This is a genomic window from Novosphingobium sp. Sphag1I, assembly GCF_056279125.1.
Genome location: NZ_JBWBQS010000015.1, coordinates 59,040 through 77,589, shown reverse-complemented (window position 1 = coordinate 77,589; position 18,550 = coordinate 59,040). Strand labels below are relative to the sequence as shown.

Genomic DNA, 18,550 nt, shown 5'->3' with positions numbered 1-18,550 from the left:
TGATGCCGGACATCCGCCCGTTCTGTATGCCCAAATGGGGCATCGAAATGACCGAAGGCACGCTGGCCGACTGGAAAGTGGCCGAAGGAGAGGCCTTTTCCCGTGGCCAATTGCTGTGCCTGATCGAAACCGCCAAAATCACCAATGAGGTCGAGGCCGAATATGACGCCGTCTTGGCCCGCGTGCTGGTGCCTGCCGGGGGCGAGGCGCAGCCGGTCGGCACGCTACTGGCCGTGACCGCACAGGCCGGGACCAGCGCGGAGGAGATCGACGCCTTCATCGCCGCGTTCCGCCCCGCCAATGCGCCGGTCAATCCCGGCGCGGCGGCGCAGGATAATCCCGCCTCGACCCCGCGCCCGATCCAGACCAACCGCGCCATCAGCCCCGAAGCGCTGAAATTGGCGCAGGCGAGCGGGCTGGACATTGAACCGATCGAGGGTTCGGGCCGGAATGGCCGCATCACCCTGCAGGATGTGCAGCAGGCGCTCAAGGCTCCGGCAAATCCGATGCTGTCGGGTGCGCTGGTGGTGGCGGTCGAGGATGGCAAGGCCTTTGCCTCGCCTCTGGCCCGGCGGATTGCCGCCCAGCATGGGATCGACCTGTCGGGCGTGACCGGAACAGGCCCGCGCGGGCGCATTTCCAAGGCCGATGTGCTGGCGCTGGTCGATAAGCCGGTGCCGACGCCGGGCGCGGCCTTTTCGGCCGTGCCCAATCCGCCCGCCATCATCCCCTTCGACCGCGTGCGTAAAGTGGTGGCCCAGCGCCTGACGCAGGCCAAGCAGGAGATCCCGCATTTCTATCTGCGCTCCAGCGCGCGGCTCGATGCATTGCTGGCCCTGCGCAAGACGGCCAATCTGGTGCTGGGCGCGCGTGCCTCGATCAACGACTATCTGGTGCGCGCCGCCGCTTTGGCGCTGGTCCGGCATCCCGATGTCAATGTGCAGGTGCACGGGTCAACCATCCACCGCTATGCCCATGCCGACATCGCCATTGCGGTGGCCGGCCCCCATGGCCTGGTCACCCCCATCGTGCGCCAGGCCAACCGGCAAAGCGTGGCCCAGATCTCGCAGGCCACTAGCGCTTTGATCGACAAGGCCAAGGCCGGGCGGCTTTCGCTGGGCGATATGGAGGGCGGGACTTTCTCGATCTCGAACCTTGGCATGTTCGGCGTGGAGGAATTTGCCGCCATCATCAATCCGCCGCAGGCCGCGATCCTTGCCGTGGGCGCGGCGGGGCGGGCGCCCTGTGAAAAGCCTGATGGCAGCATGGGTTTTGAGACCCGCCTCGCGCTGACCCTCTCGGTCGATCATCGCGCGATTGACGGCGCGGCGGCGGCCCAGTTCCTCGCAACGCTCAAGGGGCTGATCGAAGCGCCCGAAGCCCTGTTCGCCTGAAAGGATCATCATCATGGCCAAGCGTGGCCCGCTTACCGACATCGGCCCGATTTTTCAGATGGCCTATCTGCCATCCGATTTTGACGCCGCCATCCGCCATTGGACGCAAGTGGTGGGGGCCGGTCCCTTCTTTATCATGGAAAACATCCAGATTGCCGACATGACCTATCTGGGCCAGCCCAGCGATGCGGTGATCTCGGCGGCATGGGGCTATTGGGGCGACATGCAGATCGAGTTGATCCGCGCGGAAAATGACGCGCCCTCGATCTATACCGGCGAATATGCGGTCAAGGACCGGCTGCACCATGTATGTGTTGCGGTGGACGATATTGACGCGGCGCGCGCGGCGTTGAACGAAGCGGGCGCGACGATCCTGATCGAGGGCAAGGTCGGGGAAAGCGGCGCGGTCATCTATGCCGACGCGGGCGGCGGGCCGGGCAATGTCATCGAATATGTCAAGCTGATGGAGGGCGGAGCGGAATTGTTCGCCATGATGCGCGAGGCCGCCCGCGACTGGGACGGCAGCGAACCGCTGCGCAGGCTGGGTTAAGGACATGGTGACACAGCGCGCAGCCGAAATCGCGGCAAGGGTGGAGGATTTCGTCCGCACCCGGATCATCCCCTATGAGAGCGACCCGCGCCGCGACCATCACGGCGCGCCGCTGGACGAACTGGTCTATGAAATGCGCGATCTGGCGCGGGCCGCCGGGGTTTTGACCCCGCATATCCTGCCCGATGGGTCGCATCTGACCCAGCGCGAAACGGCTATGGTGCTGATCGCCTCGGGTCTGTCGCCGCTGGGGCCGCTGGCCTGTAACACGATGGCGCCCGATGAGGGCAACATGTATCTGATCGGCCATGTGGCCTCTGCCGAACTGAAGGAGCGCTTCCTTCGCCCGCTGGTCGAAGGGCGGGCGCGTTCGGCCTTTTTCATGACCGAACCGGCCGAACTGGGCGGGGCGGGTTCGGACCCTGCGATGATGATCACCACCTGTCGGCGCGATGGCAACCACTGGGTCATCCATGGCAAAAAGCGCTTCATCACCGGGGCGCAAGGGGCCAGCGTCGGCATCGTCATGGCCAAATCCGAGGAGGAGGACAGCAAGGGCGGCGCCTGCATGTTCCTGGTCGATCTGCCCGATCCGGCGATCCGGATTGATGATGTGCCCAATACGATCGACACTTCGATGCCCGGCAGCCATGCCGATGTGACGATCGACAATCTGCGCGTGCCCGCCGATCAATTGCTGGGCCATGCGGGCGACGGGTTCAAATATGCGCAGGTGCGCCTGTCCCCTGCCCGGCTCTCACATTGCATGCGCTGGCTGGGCGGCTGCATCCGCGCGCATGAAATCGCCAGCGATTATGCGAACCGCCGCATGGCTTTCGGTAAACAATTGATCGACCACGAGGGTGTGGGCTTCATGCTGGCCGAAAACATGATCGACATCAAACAGGCCGAATTGATGATCGACTGGTGCGCAGGCGTGCTGGACACGGGCAGCCTTGGCACGGTGGAAAGCTCCATGGCCAAGGTTGCGGTGTCCGAGGCGCTGATGCGGATCGCGGATCGCTGTGTTCAAGTGATGGGCGGGACGGGCGTGACCGACCGCACCATCGTCGAACAGGTCTTTCGCGAGGTGCGCGCTTTCCGCATCTATGACGGCCCGACCGAGGTTCACAAATGGAGCCTTGCCAAAAAGATCAAGCGCGATTGGAAACACGCCCATGGCGGATAAGGCCGACATCGCCGCCGCCAACAGCGGGGTGGGCGCCATGCGGACACTGTTCGATGTGGGCGCGCTGGAAAGCTGGGCGGCGGCCCATCTCGACGGCTTTGGCGGGCCGATCACGGTTGAACAGTTCAAGGGCGGGCAATCGAACCCGACCTATCGGCTGACCACGCCCGGCGCGCGCTATGTCCTGCGCCGCAAACCTGCCGGGCCGGTGCTGAAGGGCGCGCATGATGTGCTGCGCGAGGCGCGGGTGCAGCAGGCGCTGGCGGGCAGCGATGTGCCGGTCGCACGCATCCATGCCGTGTGCGAGGATGAGAGCATCATCGGCAGCGCGTTCTACATCATGGATATGGTCGAGGGCCGCGTGTTCTGGGACGCCGCCCTTGCCGATTTGCCCAAGGGCGCGCGGGCGGCCTATTACGATGAAACCAACCGCGTCATCGCCGCACTGCATAATGTGGATTACGGCGCGGTCGGGCTGGGCGATTACGGGCGCCCCGGCAATTATTTCGCCCGTCAGATCAAACGTTGGAGCGAGCAATATCTGGCCGATGATCTGGCCGGGCGCGACCCTGTGATGGATGAATTGGTAGCATGGTTACCCGGCGCCATTCCGGACGGCGATGAAACCAGCATCGTCCACGGCGATTTCCGCATCGACAACGTGATTTTCCACCCGACCGAGGCGCGCATTCTGGCCGTGCTGGATTGGGAACTGTCAACGCTGGGCCATCCGCTGGCCGATTTTGCCTATCACGCGATGGTCTATTCGATGCCGCCCGATATTGTCGCGGGGCTGGGCGGGGCCGATCCCGTGGCGCTGGGCTTGCCCCCGCTTGAGGATTACATCGCGGCCTATTGCCGACGGACCGGGCGGACCGGCATCGACAATTGGAACTTCTATCTGGCCTTCAACTACTTCCGTCTGGCCGCGATTTTCCATGGCATCAAGGGACGCGTCCTGCGCGGCAATGCCAGCAATGCGCAGGCCGCGCAAAGGGCGCAGGCCTTTCCCAAACTGGCGCGCCTTGCCCATTCCTTTATCTAGAAAGCCACGTCATGGCCACCATTCCCGCGCATATCTCCGCCGATCTGGTCGTCGATTTCAACATCTTTGATCCGCCCGGCGCAGAGGTTGATTATATCGCGGCATGGCAGGCGCTGCGCCGCCCCGGCGGGCCGGGACTGGTGTGGACAACGGCCTTTGGCGGACACTGGATCGCCACCGATGGCGCGGTGATCCGACGCCTCTGGGCGGACGGCCAAAACCTGTCGAGCCAGGTTCTGGCCGTGGTGCCGGGGCTGGGCGAGGTGATGCAATTGATCCCGCTGCAAAATGACGGGGCCGAGCATAAGGCGTTTCGCAATCCCATCATGAAGGGCTTTGCCGGACGCCATATTGCCGCGCTGGAACCGGCGGTGCGCGCGCTGGCGCAGGAATTGATCGCGGGCCTCGCCCCGCGCGGCTCATGCGATTTCATGCCCGATTTTGCCGAGATCTTTCCGGTCCACATCTTTCTCTCGATGCTGGGCGTGCCGGTTGAGGATCGCGAAAAGCTGCGCCCGCTGGGCGCGCAACTCACCCGGCCCGATGGCACGATGAGCGTGGTCGAATTGCGCGATGCGGTGGATGATTATCTGCGCCCCCATGTCCAGCAAAGGCTGGCCGCGCCGGGTGATGATCTGCTCAGCCGCATTTTGGCCGAGCCGGTGCAGGGCCGCGCATGGACGCTGGACGAGGCGCTGCGCATGGCACGCAATATCCTGTTTGCGGGGCTGGATACGGTGGCGGCGATGGTGGGCATGGTGGCAATGCACCTTGCCCGTTATCCTGCGGATCAGCGCCTGCTGCGCGCCCGGCCCGATTTGATCCCGGCGGCGGCGGATGAGTTGATGCGCCGCTATCCCTCCGCCTCGGTGTCGCGCAATGCGGTGGCCGATATTGACGTCAACGGCGTCACCATCAAAACGGGCGACATCGTCTATCTGCCCAGCATGCTGCACAATCTCGACCCGGCCTGTTTCGACCAGCCCGAGGTGGCGCGCTTTGATCGCGGGCTTAATCCCATCCACCACACCACCTTTGGCGCAGGCGCGCATCGCTGCGTGGGCGCCGGGCTGGCGCGGATGGAAATGATCGTGTTTCTTCAGGAATGGCTGGGCGCGCTGCCCGAATTTGCCATCGACCCAGCGCGGCCCGTCACGATGAAGGCTGGCAATGTCGGCACCTTGACCAGCCTTCCTCTGATCTGGGATCAGCGCGTGGGAACGGGCGCGTCGCCGGAGTAATCATAGAAGCCCCGGCCCGTCTTTCGGCCATACCATCCGGCCTCGACATATTTTTGCAGCAAGGGCGCGGGGCGGTATTTGCTGTCGCCGGTGGTGCGCAAATAGACCATCATGATCTCATACAGCGTATCCAGCCCAATGAAATCAGCCAGTTCGAGTGCCCCCATCGGATGGGCCAGCCCCAGCTTCACCCCGGCGTCGATGTCAACGATACTGCCCGTGCCATTGCCCAGCACAAAGATCGCCTCGTTGATAAAGGGTACAAAGATCCGGTTGACGACAAAGCCGGGATCATCCTGCGCCAGCACCACGGTCTTGCCCAGCTTTTCGCCAAAGGCGCGGGTGCGCGCGGTGATGTCGGCGCGGGTGGCGAGGCCGGGAATGACTTCGACCAACGGCATCACCGGCACCGGATTAAAGAAGTGCATGCCGATAAATCGCCCCTGATCGGGCGCGGCGCGCGACATGCGGGTGATCGAGAGCGAACTGGTGTTCGTGGCCAGCACCGCATCGGCGCCCAGCACGGCGGCGGTGCTTTCAAAAATTTTGAGCTTGATATCCTCGCGCTCGGTGGCGGCCTCAATAATGATGTCGGCCGCCGTCATGGGGGCGATATCGGCGACCGGCGTGATCGCGTCGAGAATCGCGCCCGCCCGCGCCTCGTCCATCTTCCCCTTGGCCACCAACCGGTTCAGCGCCTTGCCGATCCCGGCCTTGCCCTGCTCGGCCCGCGTCAGGCTGACATCGGACAGGAACACCTTGTGCCCGGTCTGCGCGGCGGTCTGGGCGATACCCACGCCCATCTGACCTGCGCCGATCACGCCAACAATCTGCATGTTTCTCAACCTTTCATGGCCATGTGTTGAACCAGAGGTAAGGCGCGCATGCGACCTGCAACACTGCCTCAAAGGATAGGGGGCAAGCGCGCCCCGCCATGCCAGAATTACCCCGGCCGCACAGATGGCAAACGGGAGAAGGGCAATGCGAAACAGGCTGAATGGCAAGGTGGCCTTGGTCACGGGCGGCGGCATGGGCATGGGCGCGGCCACGGCACAGGTCATGGCCGGATATGGCGCAAGCGTGATGGTGGCCGACCGCAATATGGATGCGGCGCGCGAAACCGTGCAATCCATTCTGGATGCGGGCGGGGCGGCTGCGGCGCAACTCTGCGATGTGGCCGAGGAAGATCAGGTGGCCGCGATGGTTGCGGCCTGTGTTGCCACCTATGGCCGCCTTGATTGCGCGGTCAACAATGCGGCCATCGCGCCCGATCTGTTGCCGATTGCCGATGCCGACATGGAGGTGTGGGACCGGGTGATCCGGGTCAATCTGCGCTCGGTGATGCTTTGCATGAAATATGAGATCCGCCAGATGCTGGCGCAGGGCGGCGCGGGCGCCATCGTCAATATCGCCTCGGTCAGCTCGGTGCGGCCTCTGCCCGGCAATTCGGCCTATGTCGCGGCCAAACATGGCGTGATCGGCCTGACCAAGACCGGCAGCGTCGAATATGCGCCCAAGGGGATCCGCGTGAATGCCGTGATGCCCGGCGCCATCGACACGCCGATGCTGCGCCAATCGCTGGCCGACACCGGCTATACCGAGGCCGATTTCGCCCCCGCGCTCAGTCTGTTCGGCCGGTTTGGCCGCCCCGAGGAAGTGGCCGAGGCCAGCGCATGGCTGTGTTCGGATGCGGCCAGCTATGTCACCGGCCACGCTCTTGGGGTTGAGGCGGGGTATCTGACACGATAAGCCGTCAAGGGCCGCCCGCTTCAGGCTTACCGGAACCGTTCCACCACCGTGATTTTTCGGAGATATGCAATGCTGCCACCCACCACCCGCGCGCTTGTCACCACTTTGCGCGAAGACGCAAGGATGGTGGTCGAACTGGTCGAACAGCCCCTGCCCACGCCCGGCCCGGACGATGTGGTGGTTCAGGTGGAGGCGGCCCCGATCAACCCTTCCGATCTGGGGCTGATGTTCGGTCCGGCACTGATCGCTGAGGCCACCTATGGGCCGGGGCGCGTTGAGGCCCCGGTGTCGCCCGCCGCCATGAAGGCACTTGGCGCGAGGATAGGTCAGCCGTTGGGCATCGGCAATGAAGGCGCAGGGATCGTGGTGGCCGCAGGCGCCAACGCTCAATCCTTGATCGGACAGCGTGTGGCCGCCTTTGCCGGGGCGATGTACAGCCAGTATCGCGTCATCCCGTCCGCCGATTGCATGGTGCTGCCCGAAGGGGTAAGCCCGCGTCAGGGCGCAGCCGCCTTTGTCAACCCCTTGACGGCGCTGGCCTTTATCGAAACCATGCGGGCCGAAGGGCTGTCCGCCATGGTCCATACGGCGGCGGCATCCAATCTGGGCCAGATGCTGGTGCGACTGTGCCTTGCCGACGGTATCCCGCTTGTCAATATCGTGCGCAGCGCCCAGCAGGTTGAATTGCTGCGTGCCATGGGGGCGCAATATGTAGTGGATAGTACCAGCGCCACATTCTCTCAAGAACTTGAGCAGGCGTTGACGGAAACCGGCGCGCGGGTTGTCTTTGATGCCATCGGCGGCGGGCCGTTGCTGGGCACGATCCTGACCGCGATGGAACGGGTGGCAACGGCTGATGGTGCCTATTCGCGCTATGGCTCGACGCAGGTGAAGCGGGGATTTGTTTATGGCGCGCTGGATATGGCGCCAATCAGCCTGCCGCGATCGCTCGGCTTTGTGTGGGATGTGTCGGGCTGGTTGCTCGTGCCGATGATGGAACGGCTCGGCCCCGAGGCCAGGGCGCGAATGTATGGCCGCGTCGCGGCGGAACTGACGACGACCTTTGCTTGTCATTACAAGGGTGAATTGTCGCTTGCCGATGCCCTCTCGCGTGAAGCTGTCACTGATTATACAAGGCGCGCAACGGGCAGCAAGTTCCTGATCCTGCCTTCGGCCCCCGTGTGATGAACGGGTCGATTGGCGTGTAACAGCGCGATCCTTTTGCGGCAGCGGCACGCGCGCGAACTGCGGATCTTGAACGCCCCCGTTGCCGAACGTCCGACAACGGGGGCAATGTCTGGCTCCCTAAAAGCGCGGGAGGATCAGAACTTGGCGTCCACCGTCACACCCACCGTGCGCATCGCCTGCGTGGTCAGCCATGCGGTCTGATAGCTGCCATTGTTGGTGATCGCGGTGACAAAGCGGGTGTTGAACAGGTTACGGGCAAAGACCGCCGCGCTCCAGCGTCCATCGGCGTCGCGAATGCCGATCTGGCCCCCGGCGATACCATAGCCGCGCTGCGCGGTGAGTGCATCGCCATTGGCGCTGAAGTTCACCGAACTGCGATAATTGTAATTGGCCCGGATAAAGCCGGTCATGCTGGCACTGACGGGCACGTCATAGCTGGCATTGACCGAGAAGGTGAATTTGGGGCTGTTAGGCAAAGTGCGTCCGGTGTTGTTCATAAAGCTGGTCGCCGGAACTGTGGTCGATGTGCCGGGAATGGTGGTGCTGGTGAAACACCCTGGCTGGCTGGTGTAATTGCAGGTGCCGTTGGGGAAATAGGCAAAGATGGCGTCGATAAACGCCATGTTGCCACCAATCGTCAGCCGCTGGCTCGGGCGGGCGGTAAAGTCCATTTCCACCCCACGCGTGCGCACCTTGCCCGCATTGGCGATCTGAAGAATGGCCAGATTGGTGCCGTTAAAGATAAAGGGCGTGGCCACCTGTGTCTGGAAATCCTGAATATCGGTGTGGAACGCGTCGATGTTAAACACCAGCTTACGGTTGAACCACGCGGTCTTCAGGCCCACCTCATAATTGGTGGGGATTTCCGGGTTTGAAAACAGCGGTTGGCCCAAAGCATAGCCGCTGACCAGACCGATGCCCGGCCCCTTATAGCCGCGCGAATAGGTAGCATAGGCCATCACATCGGGCGTGATCTTATATTCCATGCCCAGCTTATAGCTGAAATTGTCGGCCTTGCGGTTGCTGGGATAATTGGTCTGATTGAACGACAAAGGCGCCGCGCCGGGAAAGGCATTGTCGGTCGGGCTGACCAGTGTGCGGTTGTAATTGACCATGGTCAGATCGTCGTGAGTATAGCGCCCTCCGACAATCACTTTCCACTTGCTGGTCAGATTGATATTGCCCTGGCCAAAGAGCGCGTAGTTGAGCGTTTGAATATCGGGCTGGGCCTTGCGGCTGAAAACGGCGTTGGTCGCGGGCAGCCCAAGTTGGCCCTGCTGCGGATAGGCGGCCTTCAGGTTCTGATTGAAGTAATAAAGCCCTACCACATAATCGAGCAGTCCCCGCTTTGGCGAAGCAAATCGCAATTCCTGCGTCAACTGCTGCTGGGCCTCATCGGCACCATTGATCGGAAAGAAGGGCGTGTCGGTAAAGCCGGTGTCGGTGTTGTCATGGATCAGCCAACGCCGGAACGCCGTGATCGAGGTCAGCGTATAATCGCCAATCGATTTGTTGAGTTCCGCCGATGCGCCCCATTGCACCATGTTCAGATAGACCGGCCCGCCAACATTGGTCTGGCGATTGTTGAGGCTGGGTACAATGTTGTAGGCGTTCAGGCGCGAAACAACATAGTTCGTCGGCGAGGCACCCACCGTGCCCACGATAACCGATTGGCAACAGGCCGAATTGTGCTGTCCCCAGTCAAACGAGAGAAGGGCAGAAAAGTCATCGCTCGGCTTATAAAGCAGCTTGGTTCGGAAACCGCCCTCGGATTGGCGACCAAGCGTTTTTCCGGTGTATACGTTTTTGATGAAACCATCGCGGTGGTTGAAATAGCCGTTCACGCGCCATGCCAATTTATCATTGACCGGAAGGTTGACCATCGCCTCCAGCTTGGTTTCATTGTCGGTGCCATAGGATGCGCGCGCGCTGGCTTCAAATTTCTGGACCGGGTTCTTCGTGCTGATCGACACGACGCCCGCCGAACCGCCCTTGCCAAACAACATGCCTTGTGGTCCGCGCAGAATGTCAACCTGCGCAATATCGGCCAGATCGCCCGTGCCCATGCCAGGGCGGCCCAGAACCACGCCGTCCACCACCACGCTCACGCTTTGTTCGGTGCCATCGGCAAAGGCGAAAGTGCCAACGCCACGAATGGCAAAACCTTCCCCGCGCACGCTGTTTGACTCCGCGAACTGAACGCTGGGCGCCAGAAAACGGATGTCGGTGATGTTACTCAGATTGGCCGCTTTGAGAACTTCTCCGCTCACCGAACTGACCGCGACAGGAACATCCTGAAGGCGCTCACTGCGCTTTTGCGCGGTCACGACAATGTCGACAACCCCTGCGCCCTGCTCTCCCTTGGCGGGCGCGGCGGCGGCGTGCCCCACCCCCGGCATGCCCAACGTCAACGCGGCAAGTGAAATCGACAAAGCGAGTTTGGTTTTCATAGCGTATCTCCCAACAAATATTGTTTTTTCATATAGTTGAAAGGAAAGCCCGCCGAATATTTGCCGCGACGGCAGGTAAAGCGGCACACGCTTCCCTTTCAGAAATCTCTCATCCCACGGCACACGCGTGACGTATGCAATTATTGCTTGTTTTTAGAGTTTGCGCATACCTTATGCCGCCACTCGCGCATTCAGGTATTTCAGAGTCAGCGTACTGTCAAACATGAATCTCATAATTGTATGCGCAATATTACGATAATCCATAAATTGCGCACAAAACCCTGCCGTCAAACCATAGCCATCTGCAAAATACCCCATATCCCCGACGACAGACGCCAGTTTTGTATACAAAATTAAAATTTCCTCTTATTCCGACCTCAACGAACAGGAATCCGCAACGATAAAAAAAGCGCACCTTTGGCCTCTTTCCAAACCTTGCGCACAGCTCCCTCCATCAGAAAGGCGCCCGAAATGACCTATCGGATCAACCGCAGAACCATGCTCGGCCTGCTGACCTCGGCCCCGCTCGCGGGTCCGTTGCACGGCGCCGGCGCCCAGCGACTGACCGTCGCCACCGCGCAAGGGTTGGTGCGAGGCAGAGTCGAAGGAGGCATCCGTATCTTTACCGGCATCCCCTATGGCCATGCGGCACGCTTCAAACCCGCCGTCATGGCCCGCAAACGGCGCGATGTGCTGGATGCCACCGGCCCTGCGGCCGTCGCCCCCCAATTGCCGGGCATGACGCCCTTGCCCGGCCGAATGAGCGAGGATTGCCTCCATCTCAACATCTGGGCACCGGCATCGGCGGGGCCGCATCCGGTGCTGGTGTATATACACGGCGGCGCCAATGAAGCGGGATGGAGCGGAGAAGCGCTGACGGCGGGCGATCGCTTTGCCGATGACGGTGTGGTTTGCGTAACGGTCAATTACCGGCTCGGCGCTTTGGGCTTTATGGAATTGGGCGGGCTGCTCGGCGCCGATTATGCGGGCAGCGCCAACCTTGGCGTTACCGATCTGGTGCTGGCTCTGCGTTGGGTTCGGGCCAATATTGCCGGTTTCGGCGGCGATCCGCGCCGCGTTACCATTGCGGGCGAATCGGCGGGCGGGAAAAATGTCGGCACTCTGATCGGCATGCCGATGGCGGATGGACTTTACGCCCGCGCTGCCCTGTTCAGCGGCGGCGCGCAAACGGTGCACAACCGCATGGAGGCAGAAAATTTTGCCCGCCTCTATGCGGAAAAGCTGGGCGGTTCGGACAAATTGCTTACGGCGGACATGGATCATATCCTTGCCGCGCAATCATCGGCAAAATCGGCATGGCCGGGTAATTTCCCATTCCGCCCGATGGTCGATGGCCACACCTTGCCGATGGTCCCACTCGACCGGATCGCATCGGCAAAGGCACCGCCGATCCCGATGCTGATCGGCAGCAATGCGGATGAAAGTCGGCTGTTTTTACCGGCCAATCAGGCCGCAGGACCCTTGCGCACGCAATCCGTGGCCAATGAAAGCATGGCGCGCATGGCCGCTCTCGATCAGGCCTATGCTGCTGCTTTTCCCGCACTGACCGACGCTGAACGTCATTGGCGACTGTTGACGGCGGAGGAATATGGCATGCCCGGCCTGCGTATCGCACAGGCCCATGCGCGACGCGGGGCCAATGTCTGGCGCTATCGGCTGACCTATCCGGCGCCAGGTGGCCCCTTCAAGGGGCTTTCGCCGCATGTCCTCGATGTTCCCTTCACGTTTGACCATCTGAAAGCGCCCGGGATTGTTGCCTTCTTTGGCCTTTCCAATGCGGACCAACCGCTGGCCGATGCCATGCACAGCGCGATGGTCAGCTTTGTGCGAGGCGGTGCGCCAAAGGGCGCTGGCCTTCCCCTGTGGCCGCGCTACATGCCGGAGGAACGGGCAACAATGGTCCTCGATAAAACGTCGGTTCTGGCTCATGATCCTGACCGGCAGGAGCGCCTGATATGGGAAATTGCTGAACGAGGATAGGCAAGGCGAACTGCGCCGGAGCCACGCAGTCATGTCACCATGGCATGATGCAGCGCCCCTTGCACAAACGTTTGCTCATGCTATCATCCGGCCATGCGACACAGCCTCCTCATTTCCGCCGCGATACGGTCAGGCCTGTTCCTGACCGGCTGCGCCATCACGTTCAGCTCCGCTCAGGCAGCGAGTGCCACAGGCTGCACCGCACTGGCCCAAGCCCCCCTGACCGATCTGGTGATAGAGAGCGCCCGTCACAATGCCGCAGGCCCCGGACCGACCAGCCCGGTTCCCCCCGGCGTCACCCCGCCTCCTGCCCCGATCCTGCCCGCCCATTGCGAGGTGATCGGCCACACCGAGCAACGCGTGGGGTCCGATGGCCAGCATTATGCCATCCGCTTTCACCTGCGCCTGCCCGAGGCATGGAACGGCAGCTTCTTCTTTCAGGGCGGCGGGGGCAGCGATGGCGAGTTGGGCGATGCGGTGGGCGGAATGGGTGTCTCACCTCCGGCTCTGGCGCGCGGCTATGCCGTGTTGTCGCAGGATTCGGGCCATGACAATATCGCCAATTTCGACCCCAAGCGTGGCGGCACTTTGGCCTTTGGCTTCGATCCTTTGGCCCGCGTCAATTATGGCCATGCCTCGCTGCAAAAATCGGTGCTGGCCGCGCGCAAGGTGATCGCCGCCCGTTATGGCAAGGCACCAAAGCACAGCTATTTCGTCGGCTGCTCCAAAGGCGGTCAGGAAGGCATGGCGCTGGTCCAGCGATACCCCAGCCTGTTTGACGGCGTGGTGGTGACGGCGCCGGGCATGTCGCTGCCCCGCGCCGCCATTGGCGAGGCGTGGAACACCAAGAGTTTTGCTTTCTCGGCCGCCAATGGCCATGGGCCGCTGACCCCGCTCAACATTGCGCAGGGGTTTTCCGATGGCGATTTCGCTTTGGCCCGCAAGGCAATGCTGCGCGCCTGCGACAAGCTGGACGGGTTGGCCGATGGCATGATTCTGGCGGTGGGCCAATGCACCTCGGCACGGGTTCTGCCCGCCATTAACGCCATCCGGTGCAAAGGCACCAAGACCAACGCCTGCCTGACCGGCGAGCAGATCACCGCCCTGCAACGCGTGCATGACGGCCCGCGCAACAGCCGCGGCCAGAGCATCTATGCCGGGTTCCCATGGGATGCCGGATGGGGCGCGGCCGACTGGCGTATCTGGCAATTGGGGACCGCCGACGGGCGCGTTCCCTCGCTTAATATGCTGATGGGAGCGGGCGCGCTGGCCTCGGTTTTCTCGGTGCCGCCGCAGGCTTTGGCCCCCGGCGCAGAAGGCGGGCTGGCCTTTCAGATGGCGCTCGATCTGGACCGGGCCGAACAGGGCATTCTGGCGCGCGGCGGTGATTTCGTCACATCGGGATGGGAAGATGTCTCGGCCCGCTCGACCGACCTATCGGGCTTTCTGGGCCATGGCGGACGATTGATGGTGCTGCATGGCGGGTCGGACCCGGTGTTCTCCATCGCCGACACGCTGGATTGGTATCGCGCGATGCTGGCGCGGGGCGGCCGTGCGGCGCGGGCGGGCACGCGCTTTTTCGCCGTGCCGGGCATGAACCATTGCACCGGAGGCCCGGCCACCGATCAATATGCCGCCTTTGACGCCATGGTCGCATGGGTTGAACAGCATCGCGCGCCTGAAAAGATTATCGCCCACGCAGGCCCCACCTCGCCCTTTCCGGGCCGGAAACGCCCGCTTTGCGCCTTTCCCAAAATCGCCCGCTATCGCGGCGGTGACCCGGAAAAGGCGGAAAGCTTCACTTGTAGCTGACGCCTAACGCGCCCGATAGAAACGGATCACCACCGAGGGATGGGCCGGATCCTTGCCCCCTTCCAACCGGCTGATCCAGGCGCCATGGTTAAGCCAGCCATAGCGCCCCATCGGCGCCTCAAACCGGGGCTGGGTAAAGGCGGGCGTGAAAGGCTGGCCCTTTTCAAGGCAGAACTGGCCATGGTTGACCACATTGAACATCACGCCATCGTCGGTTTGGAGGAAATAATCAGCGTGCAGGCTGCTGCACCCCGCCGATGTCTGCAATTGCCAATCCCATCCGCCCGGCACGACCTTGCCCTTGATCGCGGGGCCGGAAAACGTGCCGCCGATGATGGGTATATAGCCGCGCTGACCAAAGGCGGTGCCGCCGACATCAACACGCGGGGCCAGCAGGACCTCGGCCTCAAACATGAATTCCAGTTGCGGCGCGGGTTGCGCCGCCACGGCCACCGGAGCCAGCGTCAGGGCCAAAGCGGTGGCGATTTTCAGAACAGGCACGATAGAGTCTCCCAACAGCTGTGATTGTCAGCTATGGTAAGGCAAACGTTTGTGCATTCCAAGGATGACTGAGATGGACAAGAACATTTTCGCGCCCGATCGCCGCACCGCCATGCGTATGATGGCGGGCGCCGCCGTCGCCCTGCTACCGGGCGGATCGCTGTGCGCCAAGGAAACGGGCGGGGCTGCCGGGCTCCCCTTTGTCGATCCGGAACTGCGCGAGGCGGCCAAACAGATCATCGCCATGACCAGCGGCTTCTATCCGATGGGCCCGTCCAAATTGCCCATGCTGCGCGGGCCGATTGCCAAGGCGGCCCTGCCCGAACATCCCGCCGTGCCAATCCGCACCGCCATGGCGCCCGTCGGCAAGGGGTTGGGCGAGGTGAAGCTTTATGTGGTGAATGAAAAGCCGAACGCCGCGCCGCGCCCGGCCATTCTGCACACCCATGGCGGGGGTTTCATCACCGGCTCGGCTTTGCTGGAAATCGGCGGACTGATCGATCTGGCGCGCGAATTGGATTGCGTCATCGTCTCGGTTGAATATTCCCTCGCGCCCGAAGCGATCTGGTCCGTTTCAATGGAGCAGACCTATGCGGGCCTGCTCTGGCTTTACCATAACGCCGCCGCGTTGGGCGTGGACCGGGCGCGGATCGCGGTGGCGGGCGAAAGCGCGGGCGGAGGCCATGCCGCGCTGCTGGCGCAAACGGCCCGCGACCGCGGCGAAGTGCCGGTGGCCTTCCAATGCCTGATCTATCCGATGCTGGATGATCGGACCGGATCGACATGGCATCCCGCGCCAGGGCTGGGTTGTATCGGGTGGGATGGCGATGCCAACCGCTATGGCTGGCGCGCCTTTTTGGGCCAGACGCCGGGTCAGGCCCAGGTGCCCCGCCGCGCCGTCCCCGCCCGCGCCGCCAGCCTTGCCGGTTTGCCCCCTGCCTTTATCGCGGTGGGCTCCATCGACCTCTTCACCCGCGAGGACATCGCCTATGCCGAGCGATTGACGGCCAGTGGCGTACCCGCCGAACTGCTGGTTCTGCCCGGCGCGTTTCATGGGTTTGACAAGGTGATGCCCGGCGCATGGGTCTCGCGGCAGGTTCTGGCGGCGCGGTCGGCCGCCTATCGGCGCGCATTTGGGATTTGACCCGGTTTTGCTTGCCCGAACGGAGCGCGGCGATAGAACGACAGGCGTGAACATGGAGCCAATGGATTGAACAGCCCGACCAATATCAAACAATTGGCCGAACTGGCCGGGGTTACGGCGGGCACGGTGTCGCGCGCGCTTTCCGGTTCGGGCCGGGTCAGCCCCAAAACGCGTGAGCGGATCATCACACTGGCGCAAAAGCTGGGTTATCAGCCCAATCAGTTGGCGCGCAACATGCGGATGCGCAGGACCTGCACGGTGGGCATGCTGGTGCCGCTGGGCCATGATGATCTTCAGCATCTGTCCGATCCATTCTTCAACACGATGAGCGGCTATTTGGCTGATGCTCTGGCCGATCAGGGCTATGACCTGCTGCTTTCGCGCGTCATCCCGTCCGATGGGCGCTGGATCGAGAATTATGCGCGGTCGGGCCGGGTCGATGGTGTGCTGATCATCGGTCAATCCAATCAGCTGGCGGTGATCGAGGCGACTTCGCTGGCCTATCACCCCATGGTGGTGTGGGGCGGTCAGGTTTCGGGGCAACACCATTGCTCGGTGGGATCGGACAATCGCGCGGGCGGGATGATGGCGGCGCGACATCTGATGGAGCGCGGCTGTCGACGCATCGCCTATATGGGGCCGGTCGAAGGGCCGGAATTTGGCGCCCGACTGGATGGCGTGCGACAAGCGCTGGCCATCGCCGGGCGGGGCGAGGAATTGCAGATTATGCCTTCGCATTGCGAACCGGCGGCGGCCTATGACGATGCGCTGGGTTTGCTGCGCGCCTTGCCGGTGATGCCCGACGGCGTGGTGGCGGCATCGGACGTGACCGCAATCAGCGTGATCCGCGCGCTTGGCACAATGGGACTGCGCGTGCCCGAACAGGTCAAGGTGATCGGCTATGACGGCCTGCCGCTGGGCGAACTGGTTTCGCCGCCATTGACGACAATTGACCAGCAGTTGCGCCATGGCGCAAGGGTGATGGTCGATCTCCTGCTCAAACGCATGGCGGGCGAGCCGACCAGCAGTGTGCTGATCGACCCGCACTTGATTCAGCGTGAATCGACCTGAATCCGGCTGGTGTCGCCCCTGAGTTCAAGGGTGAACCATGGCGCCAGAGTGCCGCCAAAGGCGCGGCGGCGGCCTTCGGCATCCGATGGTGCGCCGTCCGGCGCTACACCGGGCAGGTCGGCAAAGCTGGTCACGCGCCCGTCGCCCAAGACCCACCAGCTATAGGCCTGCCACGGGGCTTCCTCCGGATTGCCCGCCACCAAAGTGTCGCCATTGATCGGGCGGAACGGCCCCAACGGCCCCTCGCCCACCACGCCATACAGCCCCGTTGGCCCCTGCGGCCCATCCTCGGCAAAGACTTTGCGCTGGGTGGACCAAAAGAGGTAATAATGGCCTCCCTGATAGCGCATATGGGGGCGCTCCAACTCATTGTTCAGCCCATCGCCATCCACCACCGGGGGCAGCAGGCGCCACGGCCCATCCGGCCCGGCGAGCGAATGGGCCACACCGATCACCCCATTCCATGGCGAGGCGGAAGCCGCTTTTGACGCTGTGAAGAAAAGGAAATGCTCGCCGCTGCGTGGGTCTTGAAAATAGCATGGATCACGGAAAGCCTTGATCGTGCCTGCGCCGCCCGCGCTACCGCGCACTTTCAGATAGATCTCGCCATCGGCGGCGGCGACTTCGGCGGGTTCGCTCCAGTCAAGCAGGACGGGCCTGTCGCCATGCCATTGGAGCACACCCTGCGTCACGAACAGGCGCTGTTCAAAAGTGGGGCTTGCCTCATCGCGGCGGCCTGCTGCGGTAAACCAGCAGCGTACGCGGCCATCGTGGGCGTCAAATAGCGCGCTGCCCGACCATTCGCGGCTGCCCGGCGTATGGCCATCGGGAAAAGCGGGGCCGCAATCGGTCCAGCCTGAACCGTCCGCCGCCTCAAGAAGAAGGTGGATACGCGCAATGGCATGGCGATCTTCGGGATCGGGCAGAACCGGGGCGGCGAGCGCCAGCCACAGCGCTCCTTGCGCAAAGGTGTGTGCATGGCCTTCAAGGTTCTCCACCGGCCACATATCCCAAATATCCAGACCGGGCAGGCGCGGGGCGCAGTGGCCCGATATAAAGGCAGGGATTGTATTTTCTGCGGTTGGATACAGTCCCGCCACATGGGCGACGGTCCAGCAGAAGGTCAATGGGTGAGGCGAATCGGCCACACATTGCAAACGTTTGTCCATAAAATTCCCTCCCTCATCACGGATTGCCAGAGATAAGCACCATTTA

15 protein-coding genes are annotated in these 18,550 nt (G+C 62.7%); 11 read left to right on the top strand and 4 right to left on the bottom strand.

The genetic code is table 11. The annotated features are described in order from the left end of the window. The first annotated feature begins 2 nt into the window (after positions 1-2). Genes ACZ9HU_RS16950 through ACZ9HU_RS16930 form a run of 5 tightly spaced genes read left to right on the top strand, consistent with a single transcriptional unit; the run spans position 3 to position 5,419 of the window. Entirely contained in the window at positions 3-1,394 is a 1,392-nt protein-coding gene (locus tag ACZ9HU_RS16950) for a 2-oxo acid dehydrogenase subunit E2 (RefSeq protein ID WP_476106718.1), read from the top strand. A 13-nt stretch (positions 1,395-1,407) separates the two neighbouring features. Further along, positions 1,408-1,944 (top strand): VOC family protein, encoded by a 537-nt coding sequence (locus ACZ9HU_RS16945; RefSeq protein ID WP_476106666.1) that lies wholly within the window; start codon positions 1,408-1,410, stop codon positions 1,942-1,944. Positions 1,945-1,948: 4 nt separating this feature from the next. After that, positions 1,949-3,133 (top strand): acyl-CoA dehydrogenase family protein, encoded by a 1,185-nt coding sequence (locus ACZ9HU_RS16940; RefSeq protein WP_476106663.1) that lies wholly within the window; start codon positions 1,949-1,951, stop codon positions 3,131-3,133. Next, positions 3,123-4,178, top strand: a complete 1,056-nt coding sequence (locus ACZ9HU_RS16935; RefSeq protein ID WP_476106659.1) for a phosphotransferase family protein — start codon at positions 3,123-3,125, stop codon at positions 4,176-4,178. Before ACZ9HU_RS16940 ends, ACZ9HU_RS16935 begins: the two co-directional genes overlap by 11 nt. Positions 4,179-4,189: 11 nt before the next feature. Further along, positions 4,190-5,419: a cytochrome P450 gene (locus ACZ9HU_RS16930; RefSeq protein WP_476106657.1), complete on the top strand. Its 1,230-nt coding sequence runs from the start codon at positions 4,190-4,192 to the stop codon at positions 5,417-5,419. On the opposite strand, the gene ACZ9HU_RS16925 is transcribed toward ACZ9HU_RS16930, so the two are convergent. Further along, the gene (locus ACZ9HU_RS16925; protein WP_476106654.1) at positions 5,386-6,255 is read right to left on the bottom strand and encodes a 3-hydroxyacyl-CoA dehydrogenase family protein; all 870 of its coding nucleotides are present in this window, start codon (positions 6,253-6,255) and stop codon (positions 5,386-5,388) included. The two genes, ACZ9HU_RS16930 and ACZ9HU_RS16925, sit on opposite strands and share 34 nt — an antisense overlap. Positions 6,256-6,400: 145 nt before the next feature. On the opposite strand from ACZ9HU_RS16925, the gene ACZ9HU_RS16920 reads away from it, so the two are divergent. Next, a complete protein-coding gene (locus ACZ9HU_RS16920) occupies positions 6,401-7,168 on the top strand; it encodes a glucose 1-dehydrogenase (protein WP_476106649.1) in 768 nt (255 codons plus the stop codon). A 69-nt stretch (positions 7,169-7,237) separates the two neighbouring features. After that, positions 7,238-8,353 carry a zinc-binding dehydrogenase gene (locus ACZ9HU_RS16915; RefSeq protein ID WP_476106646.1) on the top strand — a complete coding sequence of 372 codons (1,116 nt, stop codon included), beginning with the start codon at positions 7,238-7,240 and terminating at the stop codon, positions 8,351-8,353. A 137-nt stretch (positions 8,354-8,490) separates the two neighbouring features. Here ACZ9HU_RS16915 and ACZ9HU_RS16910 read toward each other — a convergent pair whose 3' ends face one another. Beyond that, positions 8,491-10,806, bottom strand: coding sequence for a TonB-dependent receptor (locus tag ACZ9HU_RS16910; RefSeq protein ID WP_476106644.1), 2,316 nt, complete (start codon positions 10,804-10,806; stop codon positions 8,491-8,493). Between the two features lie 471 nt (positions 10,807-11,277). Here ACZ9HU_RS16910 and ACZ9HU_RS16905 point away from each other — a divergent pair, with 471 nt between their 5' ends. Beyond that, entirely contained in the window at positions 11,278-12,807 is a 1,530-nt protein-coding gene (locus ACZ9HU_RS16905) for a carboxylesterase/lipase family protein (RefSeq protein WP_476106641.1), read from the top strand. Between the two features lie 93 nt (positions 12,808-12,900). After that, positions 12,901-14,619 carry a tannase/feruloyl esterase family alpha/beta hydrolase gene (locus tag ACZ9HU_RS16900; RefSeq protein ID WP_476106638.1) on the top strand — a complete coding sequence of 573 codons (1,719 nt, stop codon included), beginning with the start codon at positions 12,901-12,903 and terminating at the stop codon, positions 14,617-14,619. A gap of 3 nt (positions 14,620-14,622) precedes the next feature. Here the strand turns inward: ACZ9HU_RS16900 and ACZ9HU_RS16895 are convergent, their stop codons facing one another. Continuing rightward, on the bottom strand, positions 14,623-15,120 hold the full coding sequence (locus ACZ9HU_RS16895; protein WP_476106634.1) for a DUF3237 domain-containing protein: 498 nt from the start codon (positions 15,118-15,120) through the stop codon (positions 14,623-14,625). Between the two features lie 73 nt (positions 15,121-15,193). On the opposite strand from ACZ9HU_RS16895, the gene ACZ9HU_RS16890 reads away from it, so the two are divergent. Further along, positions 15,194-16,264 carry an alpha/beta hydrolase gene (locus ACZ9HU_RS16890; protein WP_476106632.1) on the top strand — a complete coding sequence of 357 codons (1,071 nt, stop codon included), beginning with the start codon at positions 15,194-15,196 and terminating at the stop codon, positions 16,262-16,264. 66 nt (positions 16,265-16,330) lie between these two features. After that, positions 16,331-17,335, top strand: a complete 1,005-nt coding sequence (locus ACZ9HU_RS16885) for a LacI family DNA-binding transcriptional regulator (RefSeq protein WP_476106630.1) — start codon at positions 16,331-16,333, stop codon at positions 17,333-17,335. Here the strand turns inward: ACZ9HU_RS16885 and ACZ9HU_RS16880 are convergent. After that, entirely contained in the window at positions 17,317-18,504 is a 1,188-nt protein-coding gene (locus tag ACZ9HU_RS16880; RefSeq protein ID WP_476106628.1) for a glycoside hydrolase family 68 protein, read from the bottom strand. The genes ACZ9HU_RS16885 and ACZ9HU_RS16880 overlap by 19 nt on opposite strands. Positions 18,505-18,550 lie beyond the last annotated feature (46 nt).

Bases quoted from the DNA above. Each gene is read 5' to 3' on its own strand.
- ACZ9HU_RS16950 (WP_476106718.1), top strand. From the start codon at position 3: ATGCCGGACATCCGCCCGTTCTGTATGCCCAAATGGGGCATCGAAATG.
- ACZ9HU_RS16945 (WP_476106666.1), top strand. From the start codon at position 1,408: ATGGCCAAGCGTGGCCCGCTTACCGACATCGGCCCGATTTTTCAGATG.
- ACZ9HU_RS16940 (WP_476106663.1), top strand. From the start codon at position 1,949: ATGGTGACACAGCGCGCAGCCGAAATCGCGGCAAGGGTGGAGGATTTC.
- ACZ9HU_RS16935 (WP_476106659.1), top strand. From the start codon at position 3,123: ATGGCGGATAAGGCCGACATCGCCGCCGCCAACAGCGGGGTGGGCGCC.
- ACZ9HU_RS16930 (WP_476106657.1), top strand. From the start codon at position 4,190: ATGGCCACCATTCCCGCGCATATCTCCGCCGATCTGGTCGTCGATTTC.
- ACZ9HU_RS16925 (WP_476106654.1), bottom strand. From the start codon at position 6,255: ATGCAGATTGTTGGCGTGATCGGCGCAGGTCAGATGGGCGTGGGTATC.
- ACZ9HU_RS16920 (WP_476106649.1), top strand. From the start codon at position 6,401: ATGCGAAACAGGCTGAATGGCAAGGTGGCCTTGGTCACGGGCGGCGGC.
- ACZ9HU_RS16915 (WP_476106646.1), top strand. From the start codon at position 7,238: ATGCTGCCACCCACCACCCGCGCGCTTGTCACCACTTTGCGCGAAGAC.
- ACZ9HU_RS16910 (WP_476106644.1), bottom strand. From the start codon at position 10,806: ATGAAAACCAAACTCGCTTTGTCGATTTCACTTGCCGCGTTGACGTTG.
- ACZ9HU_RS16905 (WP_476106641.1), top strand. From the start codon at position 11,278: ATGACCTATCGGATCAACCGCAGAACCATGCTCGGCCTGCTGACCTCG.
- ACZ9HU_RS16900 (WP_476106638.1), top strand. From the start codon at position 12,901: ATGCGACACAGCCTCCTCATTTCCGCCGCGATACGGTCAGGCCTGTTC.
- ACZ9HU_RS16890 (WP_476106632.1), top strand. From the start codon at position 15,194: ATGGACAAGAACATTTTCGCGCCCGATCGCCGCACCGCCATGCGTATG.
- ACZ9HU_RS16880 (WP_476106628.1), bottom strand. From the start codon at position 18,504: ATGGACAAACGTTTGCAATGTGTGGCCGATTCGCCTCACCCATTGACC.